Annotated in this window: 12 protein-coding genes; 7 read left to right on the top strand and 5 right to left on the bottom strand. The window is 73.4% G+C overall.

Annotation, left to right across the window (positions count from 1 at the left end; genetic code table 11):
* Positions 1-44: 44 nt before the first annotated feature.
* On the top strand, positions 45-2,363 hold the full coding sequence (locus tag ACFV9D_RS11110) for a SpoIIE family protein phosphatase (RefSeq protein WP_385144026.1): 2,319 nt from the start codon (positions 45-47) through the stop codon (positions 2,361-2,363).
* A 54-nt stretch (positions 2,364-2,417) separates the two neighbouring features.
* Here the strand turns inward: ACFV9D_RS11110 and ACFV9D_RS11105 are convergent, their stop codons facing one another.
* Both ACFV9D_RS11105 and ACFV9D_RS11100 read right to left on the bottom strand, forming a co-directional pair.
* Positions 2,418-5,393 carry a HAMP domain-containing protein gene (locus ACFV9D_RS11105; protein ID WP_385144024.1) on the bottom strand — a complete coding sequence of 992 codons (2,976 nt, stop codon included), beginning with the start codon at positions 5,391-5,393 and terminating at the stop codon, positions 2,418-2,420.
* 127 nt (positions 5,394-5,520) lie between these two features.
* Positions 5,521-5,976 (bottom strand): ATP-binding protein, encoded by a 456-nt coding sequence (locus ACFV9D_RS11100; protein ID WP_385144022.1) that lies wholly within the window; start codon positions 5,974-5,976, stop codon positions 5,521-5,523.
* Between the two features lie 131 nt (positions 5,977-6,107).
* Between ACFV9D_RS11100 and ACFV9D_RS11095 the strand changes: the two genes are divergently transcribed.
* On the top strand, positions 6,108-6,998 hold the full coding sequence (locus ACFV9D_RS11095; RefSeq protein WP_385144020.1) for a SigB/SigF/SigG family RNA polymerase sigma factor: 891 nt from the start codon (positions 6,108-6,110) through the stop codon (positions 6,996-6,998).
* A gap of 134 nt (positions 6,999-7,132) precedes the next feature.
* Here ACFV9D_RS11095 and ACFV9D_RS11090 read toward each other — a convergent pair whose 3' ends face one another.
* The 3 genes from ACFV9D_RS11090 to ACFV9D_RS11080 form a co-directional block, all read right to left on the bottom strand.
* Positions 7,133-7,588, bottom strand: coding sequence for an ATP-binding protein (locus tag ACFV9D_RS11090; protein WP_385144018.1), 456 nt, complete (start codon positions 7,586-7,588; stop codon positions 7,133-7,135).
* Between the two features lie 22 nt (positions 7,589-7,610).
* Positions 7,611-7,970, bottom strand: a complete 360-nt coding sequence (locus ACFV9D_RS11085) for an STAS domain-containing protein (RefSeq protein ID WP_385144016.1) — start codon at positions 7,968-7,970, stop codon at positions 7,611-7,613.
* 80 nt (positions 7,971-8,050) lie between these two features.
* Positions 8,051-8,293: a DUF5133 domain-containing protein gene (locus tag ACFV9D_RS11080; RefSeq protein ID WP_385144014.1), complete on the bottom strand. Its 243-nt coding sequence runs from the start codon at positions 8,291-8,293 to the stop codon at positions 8,051-8,053.
* 139 nt (positions 8,294-8,432) lie between these two features.
* Between ACFV9D_RS11080 and ACFV9D_RS11075 the strand changes: the two genes are divergently transcribed.
* The 5 genes from ACFV9D_RS11075 to ACFV9D_RS11055 all read left to right on the top strand — a co-directional run bounded on the left by ACFV9D_RS11075 (position 8,433) and on the right by ACFV9D_RS11055 (position 13,492).
* Entirely contained in the window at positions 8,433-9,470 is a 1,038-nt protein-coding gene (locus tag ACFV9D_RS11075; protein ID WP_385144012.1) for an NAD-dependent epimerase/dehydratase family protein, read from the top strand.
* Positions 9,471-9,637: 167 nt separating this feature from the next.
* On the top strand, positions 9,638-10,096 hold the full coding sequence (locus ACFV9D_RS11070) for a hypothetical protein (protein WP_385144010.1): 459 nt from the start codon (positions 9,638-9,640) through the stop codon (positions 10,094-10,096).
* A gap of 114 nt (positions 10,097-10,210) precedes the next feature.
* Entirely contained in the window at positions 10,211-10,669 is a 459-nt protein-coding gene (locus tag ACFV9D_RS11065; protein ID WP_385144008.1) for an RrF2 family transcriptional regulator, read from the top strand.
* Positions 10,670-10,794: 125 nt separating this feature from the next.
* Positions 10,795-12,135, top strand: a complete 1,341-nt coding sequence (locus ACFV9D_RS11060; protein ID WP_385144006.1) for an acyl-CoA dehydrogenase — start codon at positions 10,795-10,797, stop codon at positions 12,133-12,135.
* A 481-nt stretch (positions 12,136-12,616) separates the two neighbouring features.
* Positions 12,617-13,492: a universal stress protein gene (locus ACFV9D_RS11055; RefSeq protein WP_385144004.1), complete on the top strand. Its 876-nt coding sequence runs from the start codon at positions 12,617-12,619 to the stop codon at positions 13,490-13,492.
* Positions 13,493-13,520: the final 28 nt, after the last annotated feature.

The raw sequence follows: 13,520 nt of genomic DNA, 5'->3' as shown, positions 1-13,520 counted from the left end.
GCGATCATTCCGGACAACCACTCGGTGGAGGGACGGGAGGAGTCGTGACGACGTCTGCGGCGGGCGCTCCTGAGCCCGGCACCAGCGGCCTGTCGGCCGAGAACAGACGGCTGCGCGCCGAACTGGGCCGCCGGCATCTGATCGATCTGGCCACGGGTGTGCTCGCCGCCCAGCTCGGCGCGTCCCCGGCCGATGCGGCGGAGCACCTGGACTCCCTCTCCCACGCGACCGGCCTCGGCATCGAGGATCTCGCCGCCGACATCGTCAACGCCGTCGCCGGTCCCGCCGCCGAGGGCACGACCCGCCCCACCGCGGCACGCACCGCGACCGGCGCCGAGTCCACGGTTCCCGCGCCGGACGAGCCCGCGGGCCCGCCCGTCGTGTTCAGCACCCCCGACGAGCGGCGCGCGAGGCGCGCGGCGACGGCGGCCGAGACGAAGGACACCGTCGGCGAGGCGGCGCACGCGCTCCTGGAGGGCGGACTCGTGCCGCTCGGCGCGGAGAGCCTGTGGCTCTGGCGGCGCGACGCGTGGGGATGTCTGCGCCTGGCAGGTCACGCGGGCGTCGGGGCCGCGGAGGCGGCCGCCTGGCAGTGGATCCCCCCGTCGGCACCTCCCGCGTTCCGTTCGGCGCTCTCCGACGGTTCGCCGGTCTGGCTGGACTCCGGCCCCGAGGACGGCGAGGTGCTGCCGGGTCCCGCGCCCCGCGCGGCGCGGGCGCTGCTCCCCCTGCGCCTGCGCGGTACGACGGTCGGCCTGGCGCTGGTCGCCTGGCCGGGGCCGGTCGCGTTCGACGACGCGCTGCGCAGGGCCCTGGTGGGCCTGACGGACGTGGCCGGCACCGTTCTCGACGCGGCGGACTCGCCCCCGCCGGCCACTCCGGTCCTGGTGGACGCCCTGGACGCCCTCGCCCATCCCGCGATGCTGCTGAAGATCGCCCCGTCGGGAGGCGCGCCGCCGACCGTCGAGCACCTCAACGAGTACGCCGTGGCGGCTCTCGGCGGCGCGCCTCCCGCCGAGGACCGTTCCCTGTCGCTCGCCCTCCCCCGGGTCCACGCGGATCTCGCGCATCTCGCGCGACGCGCCCACCGGACCGCGCGCACCCAGCGGGTGGCCCGGCTGCCCGCGTCGGCGGACCCCGGTCCGGGCGATCCGGCGCCGCTCCTGGACGTGCGCGTGCTGCCGGCGGGCGACGAGCGGGCCGTGGTGTTGTGGCACGACGCCACCGACCCGGGGCTCGCCTCGGAGCGTGCGGTGTCCCGGCTGCAGAGCGTGGCCCTCTTCCAGGACAGCCTGACGGGCGGCGACACGGTGTGGTCGGAGCAGGCGTACGCCGTCTTCGGCAGGACTCGTGACGAGCCTCCGGTACCCCTCCTGGGCCTGCGGGGGCTGGTGCACCCGGAGGACGGCGAGGCGCTGACCGAGTTGCTGAGAACGCTGGTGGAGCGGCGCACGGGCGCGCAGACCGTGCTGCGGATCGTGCTCGGGGACGGGGCGGTGCGCCATGTCCGGGTGGCGGCGGAGCCGCTCCTCGACGCGGGTACGGTCGTCGGTCTCGCCGGGGTGTACCAGGACGTGTCGGCGAGCCGGCGCACCGAGGCCGCGCTGACCGCGACGTTCGACCAGCTCACCGCCGTACGGACGCAGGCCGAGCTCAGGCACCAGACGGCCCTGCAGCTCCAGCAGGCGATCGTGCCGGAGGTCCCCGATCTGCAGGAGCTGCCCGGCCTGGTGGTGGCGGCCCGTTACCGGCCCGCGGCCGAGGAGTACCGGGTGGGAGGCGACTGGTACGACGTCCAGCCGCTGCCGAGCGGCAAGGTCCTCGTGGCGGTCGGCGACGTGGCGGGGCACGGCATCGACTCGGTCACCGGCATGGTGGCGCTCCGCAACGCCCAGCGCGGCCTGGCGTGCACCGGCGACTCACCGCGGCGGCTGATGGAGTGGCTCAACGAGATGACGCTGCGCACCAGCGGATACCCCACGGCGACCGCGGTGTGCGCGCTGTACGACCCCGAGGACCACGGGCTTGTCTGGTCGAGCGCCGGGCACCTGCCGTTGCTGCTCCTGCGCGACGGTGTGGCGCGGCTCCTCGACCCGCCGCAGGACATCCTGCTGGGCGCGGTGCCCTCGTACGCGTACCAGGAGCGCCGCACCCCGCTGCAATCCGGCGACACCTTGCTGCTCTACACGGACGGGCTGGTCGAACGGCGCCACGACGGTCTCGACCACGGGCTCACGCAGCTCGTCGCGGCGGCGGAACGGCTCAGCGGCTACCCGCCGGACGAGCAGGTGGAACGGCTGCTCGGCGCGGCCACCGGTGACACGGACGACGACACGAGCATCGTCGCGGTCCTCGTACGGTGACGAGAGGGTTCCGAGGAACCCGGACACGGCGTCGTCCGACCCGCCGACGCGGTGTCATCCGGCCAGCCACTGCCGGACCTTGGCCATCAGCTCGTCCGCGTCGACGGGCTTCGCCACGTAGTCGCTGGCCCCGGCGGCCAGGGCCCGGGCCCGGTCGCCGGGCATGGCCTTGGCGGTGACGGCGATGACGGGCAGGTGGGCGCGGCCGGGCAGGTTCCGGATGGCGTCGGTGGTGGCGTACCCGTCCAGACCGGCCATCATGACGTCCATCAGGACGAGTTCCACCTCGTCGTGAGACGCGAGCAGGTCGAGGCCGGCGCGGCCGCTGTCCGCCTGGAGCACCCGGACGCCGTGGCCCTCGAGCACTTCCGTCAGCGCGTAGACGTTGCGCACGTCGTCGTCGACCACGAGGACGGTGCGGCCGGCCGCCCGGGGGTCTTCGCCGCCGGTGGCGGGCTGCCCCTGGCTGCCAGTGGCCGTCTCCGTGCCCGCGTCGGCGGCCGCCGCCCCGGGGCCGGTGGGCGCGCCCGCGGGAGCCGTCCTGGGGGCGGGCAGGTAGAAGGTGAACCGGCTTCCCTGCCCCGCGGTGGAGCGGACGTCGATGGCGCCGCCGAGGAGGCCGGCGACCTCGCGGCTGATGGAGAGCCCGAGTCCGGTGCCTCCGTAGCGGCGGGCCGTGGTGCCGTCGCCCTGCTGGAAGGCGCCGAAGATCCCCTCGAGCCGCTCGGCGGGGATCCCGACGCCGCTGTCGCTGACGTGGAAGGCGAGCACCGGTCCGCTCCCGCGCAGCGTGGCCGGCGGTTCGTCCTGGCCGGCGTACTCGATCGTCAGCTCCACCCCGCCCTCGTCGGTGAACTTCAGCGCGTTGGACAGCAGGTTGCGCAGGATCTGCCGCAGCCGCGACTCGTCGGTGGTCAGCTCCTCGGGCACGTCCGAGGAGACCGTGACGGAGAACGTCAGCCCGCGCTCGTCGGCCACCGGACCGAAGGTCGCCTCCAGGTACTCCAGGAGCTGGTGGAGCGGGAACCGTTCGGGCCGGATGTCCATCTTGCCCGCCTCGACCTTGGACAGGTCGAGGATGTCGTTGATCAGCTGGAGCAGGTCGGAGCCGGCCGAGTGGATGACCTCGGCGTAGTCGACCTGTTTCTCCGTCAGGTTCCCTTCCGGGTTCTGGGCGAGCAGACGGGCCAGGATCAGCAGGCTGTTGAGCGGCGTGCGCAGCTCGTGGCTCATGTTCGCCAGGAACTCGGACTTGTACATGGACGTGCGGGAGAGCTGCTGGGCGCGCGCTTCCAGCTCCTGGCGGGCCTGTTCGATGACGAGGTTCTTGGACTCGATGTCCTTGTTGCGTTCGGCGAGCAGCGCCGCCTTCTCCTTCAGTTCGGCGTTGGACCGCTGCAGTTCCTGCTGTCGTGCCTGCAACTCCTGGGAGCGGGAGCGCAATTCGTCGGTGAGCCGCTGGGACTGGGCGAGGAGTTCGTCGGTGCGGAGGTTGGCGACGAGCGAGCTGACGACGGCTCCCGCGGTGTCCACGAACTGTTCGAGGAAGTCGCGGTGGATGGCGGTGAAGGGCTGGAGCGAGGCGAGTTCGACGGCGCCGAGGACCTGGTCCTCGACGACGATCGGCAGGATGATCAGCGTGACCGGTTCGCCGGAGCCCGCCGCGGAGGCGACGGTGGCGTACCCGACCGGGATCCGCTCCACGACGACGGTGCGCCGGTCGTGGGCGGCCTGGCCGACGAGGGACTGGCCGAGCCGGAAGCGACGCGGCGGGCTGGCCGGGTCCTCGGGGGCTCCGTAGGACGCGGTCACGACGAGTTCGGTGCCGCGCGCGTCGTGCCGGGCGAGGAAGAAGGCGCCGTACTGCGCGGAGACCAGCGGCGGCACCTCGGTCATGATGAGCGCGGCGATCGCGTCGAGGGTGCGGGTGCCCTGCATGCGGGCGGCGATCCGGGCGATGTTCGTCTTGAGCCAGTCCTGCTCCTCGTTGGCGCGGGTGGTGGCCCGCAGCGACTCGACCATGGCGTTGATGTTGTCCCGCAGTTCGCCGACCTCGCCGGGGGCGTCGACGGTGATGGAGCGGGTGAGGTCGCCCTCGGCGACGGCGCCGGTGACCTCGGCGATGGCACGGACCTGCCGGGTCAGGTTCCCGGCGAGTTCGTTGACGTTCTCGGTGAGCCGCTTCCACGTGCCGGAGACGCCTTCGACCTCGGCCTGACCGCCGAGCTTGCCCTCCGTACCGACCTCGCGGGCCACGCGCGTGACCTCGGCGGCGAAGGAGGAGAGCTGGTCGACCATCGTGTTGATGGTGGTCTTGAGCTCCAGGATCTCGCCGCGCGCGGACACGTCGATCCGGCTGGTCAGATCGCCCTGGGCGACGGACGTGGTCACCTGGGCGATGTTGCGCACCTGGTTGGTGAGGTTGTCGGCCATGGAGTTGACGTTGTCCGTGAGGTCCTTCCAGGTGCCGGAGACACCGTGGACCGTGGCCTGACCGCCCAGCTTGCCCTCCGTGCCGACCTCGCGGGCGACCCTGGTGACCTCCTCGGCGAAGGAGGACAGCCGGTCCACCATGGTGTTGATGGTCTCCTTCAGCTCCAGGATCTCGCCGCGGGCGTCGACCCGGATCTTCCGGGTGAGGTCGCCGCGGGCGACGGCGGTCGCGACCTGGGCGATGGATCTGACCTGGGAGGTCAGGTTGTCGGCCATGGTGTTCACGCCGGAGGTCAGCTCGCGCCACACGCCGCTCACCCGTGGCTCGCGGGCCCGGCCGCCGAGGAGGCCCTGTCCGCCGACCTCGCTGGCGACGCGGGTGACCTCGGAGGTGACCAGGGAGAGCTGGTCGACCATGTCGTTGTAGACGGCCGCGATCTCGCCGAGGATGCCTCCGGCGGAGTCCGGGAGTCGGACGGAGAGGTCACCGTCTCGTACGGCGGTGAGCCCGGCCAGGAGCCTGCCCAGCCCGTCCTCGCCCAGCTGTTCCGGGGGCACGCGCGGCTCGGACGCGGGCGGTCGGGGGGAACTCTCCATCGCTGACCTCGCGCGGCGCGGAGACGGCAGGGACGCGGTTCGGGTCCCGCCACGGGTACGGGACGTGCCCGAGACGGCCCCCGCTCCGCTCCTCCACTCTAGGCACGGCGTGCGCGGGTGGCAGTGTCTACGGAGCGCGGGCGGCAGTGTCTACGGAGGGGGCTGGCGCCAGCTCCACCTCGAACCAGACCGCCTTGCCCTCGCCGCGTGGGAGCGAGCCCCACGCCGTGGAGAGGCGTTCGAGCAGATAGAGGCCGTGCCCCGAGGAGCGGCTCGCGACGTGCGGGCCGTGCGGGCGGGGCCGTACCGGGCTGGTGTCGCTGACCTGCACCCACAGCCGCCCGTCGGTGCGGTCGAGGCAGAGCTCGTACGGGGTGCCACCATGGGTGTACGCGTTGGTGACGACCTCCGAGACCAGCAGCAGGACGTCCTCGACGACGATCTCCTCCGCGCCACTCACCGGGCCGAACCAGTCGCGCAGCGCCTGGCGGGTGAGGTCGCGGCACTCTCCCACCACGCCGGGGCCGTCGGGCAGGGCGAAGCGGCGCGCCTGCACGGCGTCGTGCCGTCCTGTCGTCGTCATAGGGTGCCGCTTGCCTGGCCACACGGTGTCAAACCATCATCAAGGGGAATATTTCTCTCAGGACGCTCGAACGACGGACCCCCGCCGCCCGCTGGGCGGCGAAGGCCCACGCCACCCGTCGAGGGAGCCTTATGTCCACCCGCCGCACGCTGAAGTCCACGGAACCCGCCGCCGTGCGCCGCCGTGCGCTGGACGGTCTGCCCGAGATCGACCGGCCCACCGAGGTGAGCACGGCGGACGCCCAGACCCTGTCCACGGCGCTCTTCGCCCGCTTGGAGGGCCTGGAGGAGGGCACGCCCGAGCACGCGTACGTACGGAACACCCTGGTGGAGCTGAATCTGAGCCTGGTGAAGTTCGCGGCCCGCCGGTTCCGGAATCGAGCGGAGCCGACGGAGGACATCGTCCAGGTCGGCACGATCGGCCTGATCAAGGCGATCGACCGCTTCGAGGTCGGCCGGGACGTGGAGTTCTCGGCGTTCGCGCTGCCCACGATCGTCGGCGAGATGAAACGCTTCTTCCGGGACACCAGCTGGTCCGTCCAGGTACCGCGGCGGCTCCAGGAACTGCGCATCGAGCTGGCGAAGGCGGTCGACACCCTGGAGCAGCGCCTCGGCCGGCGTCCGAGCCGGGCCGAGTTGGCCGCGTATCTGCACATCGGCGAGGAGAGCGTGGCGGAGGGCGAGCAGGCGTCGAACGGCTATGTCGCCCGCTCGCTCGACACCCCGGCCGGCGACGACGAGTCGGCCGTCACCGCGGGCGCCCGGCGCCTCGGCGGGGAGGAGCGCGCCTTCGAGCTGATCGACTCGCTGGAGTCGCTGAAACCGCTGATCGCCGGGCTCGACGCACGCGATCGCACGATCCTCGCGTTGCGCTTCGGCGAGGAGCTGACCCAGGCGCAGATCGGCGAGCGGCTCGGCCTCTCGCAGATGCACATCTCCCGGCTGCTCGCCCGGATCCTGGACGAGCTCAGGGCGGGACTCCTCGAGGACCGCGACAGCCCGCGCCGCAGCGCCTCGGCCTGATCGAGGCCCGAGGGATCGAGTTCGGGCGGTCAGGGCTCGGGGCCCGGCCCGTCGGCGCCTGATCGAGGCCCGCGTGCACGGCCGGGGAATCAGGCCTCGGGTGGCACGGCCGGCGTCTGCGGGAGCCTGGATGGTCAGGGTCGGCCGTCGTCGCGCCAGGATGGGCGGGAGGGCCGGCCGACCTCCAGCCAGACGACCTTGCCCCGCTCACGGGGCTCGGACCCCCAGTCCCCCGCGAGCCGGTCCAGGACCATCAGCCCGTGGCCGCCCGGCAGCGACGGCGCCCGGGGCTGCCGCCGCCGCGGGTGCTCCGGGTTGGCATCGGAGACCTCGACCCGCAGACGGTCCTCGCGGTGGCGCAGCACCAGCTCCTCGGGCCCTCCGGCGTGCAGACAGGCGTTGGTGACCACCTCCGAGACCAGGAGGAGCACGTCGTCGACGCGCTCCCGCGCCTCGTCGTCACCGGCCGGGATCCAGCCCCAGTCGGCGAGCGCCTCGGCGGTGAAATCGCGGCAGCGCACCACCACGCCCTTGGTCCCGAACAGCATGAGCCGCCGGACCTGGCCTTCCTCCACGACTTCCTCGCCCACCGCTCCCTCCGCCATCCCCCGCCTAGCCGTCCGCCCGTCGGTCCGTGAGCGCCTCGGCCACGTTCTCGTACACCCGGAAGACGGTCCGCGCGCCCGTGATCTCGAACATCCGGGTCACCGGGGGCCGCAGCCCGGCCAGCTCCAGCCGGCCGCCCGACTCCAGCGCGTGGAGCCGGGCGCGCAGCAGCACGTTCAGACCGGTCGAGTCGCAGAACCGCAGTCCCTCGCAGTCGACGAGGATCCGCACCGCACCGTCGCGCTCCTCCAGCGCCCCGCGCAGCGTGTCCGCGGTGTCGTGGTCGAGCTCGCCCGTGAGGGACAGCACCACGACGCCGGGCTGCGGCCCGGGCGCCGCCGTGACGGTGAACCGCTCCGACGCCATCGGGTCACCCGCCTCCCTCCGCTCCGTACGGGACCTCTATCCCTCTCATGCCCCGCAACGCGACTTTTGCCCCACTGATCTCACGAGCCGGCGAGTCCTTCGAGAGCCTGCCGGGGCGCGGGGCCGGCCTTCCCGACGTACCGCTCGGCCGCGTGGACCGCCTCGCGCGCGGTCCGCTCCCCCATCAGCACGCACAGCGTGTACGCCGTGTCCTCGAAGCGCCTGCGGATCGACAGGTCGCACGGCCTGGCCAGGACGGCGCGCTCCTGGGCCCGGTAGTGCCGCAGCAGCCGGTCGATCGTGTTTCTGTCGGGCAGCAACATCATGTCCTCCTGGCACGCCCCCTTCGCTCCGTCGCTCCATATTCGGGTCGCTCCGCCACCTGCGCGACCCACACGGACACACTCCGTCACGACCGGGGCCCGGGGTGCGCGCCCGCCGGGGATGACGGAAGGTCGAATCATGAAGGCGAGCGAGGGACTGAAGGTGGTCGTCACGGGCGCCACGGGCAATGTCGGGACGAGTCTTGTCCGGGCTCTGGAACAGGAGCCGCGGATCGCCTCCGTCCTCGGACTCGCCCGCCGCACACCGGCGTTGACGCTGTCGAAGGTCACGTGGGCCGAGGTGGACCTGTCGCTGGAGGGCGACGAACCGCGGCTCGCGCAGTACATCGAGGACGCCGACGCGGTCGTCCATCTGGCATGGCGCTTCCAGCCGACCCACGCCCCGGCGGAGACCTGGCGGTCCAATGTCCTGGGCTCGCTGCGGGTCTTCGACGCGGTGGCGGCGGCGCGGGTGCCCGTCCTGGTGTGCGCCTCGTCGATCGGGGCGTACTCACCGGGTCCCGGAAGCGGTGCGCCCGTCTCGGAGTCCTGGCCGACCCACGGCTGGCCCGGCGCCGCGTACACCCGCGAGAAGGCGTACCTGGAGCGGGTCCTGGACACCTTCGAGCGCGATCATCCGCAGACCCGCGTGGTGCGGATGCGGCCCTGCTTCCTCTTCAAGGAGGAGTCGGCGAGCGAGCAGCGCCGGATCTTCGCGGGCCGATTCTTCCCGGGCGGGCTCATGCGCCCCGACCTGCTGCCGCTCCTGCCCGAGCTGGAAGGGCTCCGCTTCCAGGCGATGCACACCGACGACGCGGCCGACGCCTACCGCCGGGCGCTGGTACGGGACGTCCGAGGCGCCTTCAACCTGGCGGCGGATCCGGTGATCGACACCGCGGCCCTGGCGTCGCTCCTGGACGCCCGGGCGGTGAAGGTGCCGAGCGGCGCGGTACGGGGTCTGCTCTCGGCGGCCTGGAAACTGCGCGTGGCCCCCGCGTCCCCGGACCTGTTCGACGCCGTGCTGCGCCTCCCGCTGCTGTCCACGGAGCGCGCCCGCCGGGAGCTGGACTGGGCGCCGTCCATGACCTCCCTGGAGGCCATCGGCGCCTTTCTGCGGGGCGTACGCGCGGGCAGCGGCGACGCGACCGCCCCGCTCGCCGGGCGCCGCATCGGCTGAGACGGCGCGGTGGCCCGCCGTACCTGGCCCGCACCCGCCGCACGCGCCCGGCCGCACCCGCCCCGCCGCGCCCACCCCGCCCGCATGGGCGGGAGCGAATCGGGTAGGCGCGGTGCGTCCCACCCCCGGCCTCCTCCGCGAGGCCTGTCCCGAGAGGCGCGCACGCCATGGTTTCCCTCGCCGACCCGGCAGCGGCCCTTCCGCTCCAGGAAGGCCGTATCGTCCGGCTGCTCGGACTGGCGCTCCGGTTCACCGGCCCGGGCGACATCACGCTGCCGGTGCCCCCCTCGGGGTCGGCCCCGGCCCCGTTCACGGTGAAGGAGGGCGCCGAGTTCCGTGCCGTGGTGCGTTTCCGGGTCGAAGGCCCGTCGGTGACCGGCCTGAAGGTGGTCGACGTCCGGACCAAGGACGGCGCGGAGATCGGCAGGCGCGAGGTGGCGCTCGGGGACTTCCGGCACGGCGGCCCGTACGACCTGGAGCTCCCGCCGGAGCGTGTCCCGAGCGGGCCGCGGGCGCGCGGGGTCTACGAGGTGTACGCCGCGCTGGTCGACGGGGAGGGCCGGACGCTCGACCGGCGCGACTACCGCTTCGAGGTCAAGAAGGACTGGGAACCGCCGTACGCCTGAGACCGTTCCCGCCGCGCCCCGGGCACGGCTCGTGCCGCCTCGGTCGCGGCGCGAGCTCCATGACGCTCACCGGGCGTACGAATCCGGTCACCTCGGTGCGGAATAATGCGGCACATGCGCATCTCAGCCAGGGCCGACTACGCGGTGCGAGCCGCGCTTCAGCTCGCCGCCGCCCAGGACGCGGGGCCGGTGAAGGCGGAGGCGATCGCGGAGGACCAGGGCATCTCCCACAAGTTCCTGGAGGGGATCCTCGGCGACATGCGCCGCGGTGGTCTGGTGCTGAGCCAGCGGGGCGGGAACGGCGGGTACTGGCTGGCCAGGCCGGCCGACTCGATCTCCGTCGCGGATGTGATCCGGTGTGTGGACGGCCCGCTGGTGTCGGTACGCGGGGTGCGCCCTCCGGAGCTCTCGTACACGGGACCGGCCGAATCGCTGCTCACGCTGTGGATCGCCCTGCGGGCGAACGTGCGCCTGGTGCTCGACGGGGTGTCCCTCGCGGACGTGGCCGCGGCGAAACTGCCGGACGGGATCTCCGAGCTGGCGGAGGACCCCGAGGCATGGACCAACCCCTGACGGACGCCGGTCTCGCCCGGCGAGATTGATCTGTCCATGATGTGAACACCTCTTGGGACCCCGATCGACCCTCTGCCAATATCCCTACTATTCCAGTGGGAATACTAGGGATCATGTGAGGTGACGTGAGAACGCCGAAGAAGTCAGCGATACGGCCCACCTCCGGACGGGCCGACTCCCCGCCCGACCGCCCGGCGGTCCGCTCGGCCGACGACGAGATCTGGCCCCGTGTCACCCGGGAACTCGCCGACGACCTCGCGGTCGACGCGCCGGCCAGGGACCGGGCCGGCAAGGTCCCCTTCGACGAGGTGGCCCGGCTCCGGGAGGCCGGACTGCCCGCGCTGCTCACTCCACCGGGGCCGAGCCGCCGCGGCGCCGACTTGCGGGCCGCCTGCGCGGTGATCCGCGAGATCTCCGCGGCGGACAGCTCGATCGGCGAACTCCTCGCCCACCACTACGTGTTGTCCTGGACCGGCCGCTTCCTCTCGGGAGGCGACGAGGCGCCGGGCGGCCCGGAGAGCCTCGAGGAGCGCACGACACAGGAGCGGTGGCTGCTCGCCGGCAGCCTCGAGCCGTCCCGTACAGCCGGCCTCGAGCCCTCACGTACAGCCGGCGAACCCGAACTCACCCTCACCCCGGTCGACGGCGGTCACGTCCTCGACGGACGCCGCTCGTTCGCCTCCGGCGTCACCGTCGCCGACCGCCTGATCGTGGGGGCGCGGTGTACCGGGACGGGTGACTTCCTGGTCGCGCTGGTGGACCCAGCGGATCCCGCCGTGTTCACCGACGCCGGGACCGACCGGATCGGCCAACGCCTCGCGGGCGCCGGAACCGTGACCTTCGACCGGGTCCCGGTGAACGCCCCGAACATCCTGGGCGTGCTCCCCCGCGACGAGCACGCCGTGGCTCCCTTCACGACCCTGGCCCCGCTCGCCCTGCGGCTGACCCTGGTCCACGTCGCCCTCGGCGTCGCCGAGGGGGCGCTCGCGGAGGCCCGGGACATCAGCCGCGCCACCCAGGCCGCGCCCCCGCCCACCGAGCCGCGCACCGGGCCGGACGAGTACCCGGTACGCGGCGGGGAGGACCCGTACCTCCTGCTGGCGTACGGAGAGTTGGCCACGGCGGCCCACGCCGCCGCGGCGGTCGTCGAACGGGCGACGGAGGCCCTGGCACGCGGACTGCGCGCGGAGCGCTCGCTGGGGGTCGAGGAGCGCGCCGACATCGCCGTGCTTGTCGCCGCGGCCGAGGCGGTGACCAGCAGTTCGGCGGTCCGGATCACCACGCGGATCCTCGAACTGGTCGACACCGCGGAGACCGCCGATGCCTCGGGCGGCGGGCCGGGCTTCGACCGCTTCTGGCGCAACGCGCGCGCCCTCACGGCCCAGTCGTCCTCCGCCCACCGGCTCCGCGACATCGGCGACCACTACCTCAACGGGACCCATCCGCGGCTCACGCTGCGGGCGTGAGCCGCCGGTCCCACCAGGTCACGGGCAGCCGGTGCGGGTGTCCCCCGGGTCGGTGGAGCAGGAGTCGAAGCCCGGACCGCCGTGGGCGCTGTGAGCGCGGGGGCGAGCAGGCCCACGACCAGCGCCGTCGCGGCGGCGGCCGGCGCGGCGCGCCACGGCAGGCCCGGTCTCGGTACTGAGCTGAAGGAGGTCATCACAGGTCCACGCGCCGCTCGTCCTCGTCCGGCGAACCTTCGGCCGCCGCCGCCGGTCCCCACGCTCCCGGCGCATCGGTGTGACGACGACTCAGCACCTGTCGGGGCTGCGCCCACTGGCGCTCGTGATCCACTCCCCGGGGTGAGCGGAGGCGGCGGACCGAGGACCGACGTACCGTCATGTCGGGACGTCCGGCCCTCTCGTCAAGCGGCCGACGGTCCCACGCTGGGAGGGAGAGGAGCGGGTCGACGTGCCCGGCCCGCCACGGACGGACGGAGACAGCCTGATGAGCCGAGAGATCGTCGTGGGAGTGGACGGTTCGCCCGAGAGTCTCGCTGCGGCCGACTGGGCCGCCCGCGAGGCGCGACGTCGGCGCCTGCCCCTGCGGCTGGTCCACGCCTGGCGCTCGCAGCCGCTCGACATCCCGCTCGAACAGGACCGGGCGAGCCAGGAACGGATGGCCGACGGTGTGCTGCGGGAGGCCGAGTCGGCGCTCGCCGAGCGCCATCCCGACCTGACGCTGACCGCCGAGGTGGTGCCCGACACCCCGGTCGCCGCGCTGCTGAGCACCGAGGAGCGGGCCGAGATGCTCGTCATCGGCTCCCGCGGGCATGGTGCGTTGGCCGGGTTCCTGCTCGGCTCCCACGGTCAGCAGATCATCGCGGCCGCCCACCGGCCGCTGGTGGCGGTGCGCTCGCGGGACGGCGCCGGTGAGGAGGACCCGGACGGCGGCGAGATCGTCGTCGGTCAGCTGGGCGGGGCGGAGGACAGCGCGCCGGCACTGCGCTTCGCCTTCGAGACGGCGGCGGCCCGGGGTGCGTCGGTCCGCGCGGTACGGGCGTGGAACCTGCCGCCCCTGTACGCCTACAGCCCCGGGTCCATGGCGCTCGCCGACGAGGCGGGCGGCCTCGTCCCGTACGAGGAGAAGGCGCTGCACGAGGCACTGGCACCGTGGCGGGAGCGGTTCCCCGAGGTGCCGGTCGCCGAGCACGTGGAGATCGGCAGCGCGGGGCAGGTACTGCTCGCCGCCACCGGCGCCGCCCGGCTCCTGGTGGTCGGACGGCGGGCGCGGCGCGGGGCGATCGGGCCCCGGATCGGCTCGGTGGCCCATGCGGCGCTGCACCTGGCGCCGTGCCCGGTGGCGGTCGTACCGCACGAGTGAGTCGCTGGCACACCGGTTGACGAGGTGT

It is taken from the genome of Streptomyces sp. NPDC059875 (assembly GCF_042731085.1).
GTDB lineage: Bacteria > Actinomycetota > Actinomycetes > Streptomycetales > Streptomycetaceae > Streptomyces.
This window is presented reverse-complemented; position numbering and strand designations above follow the sequence as displayed.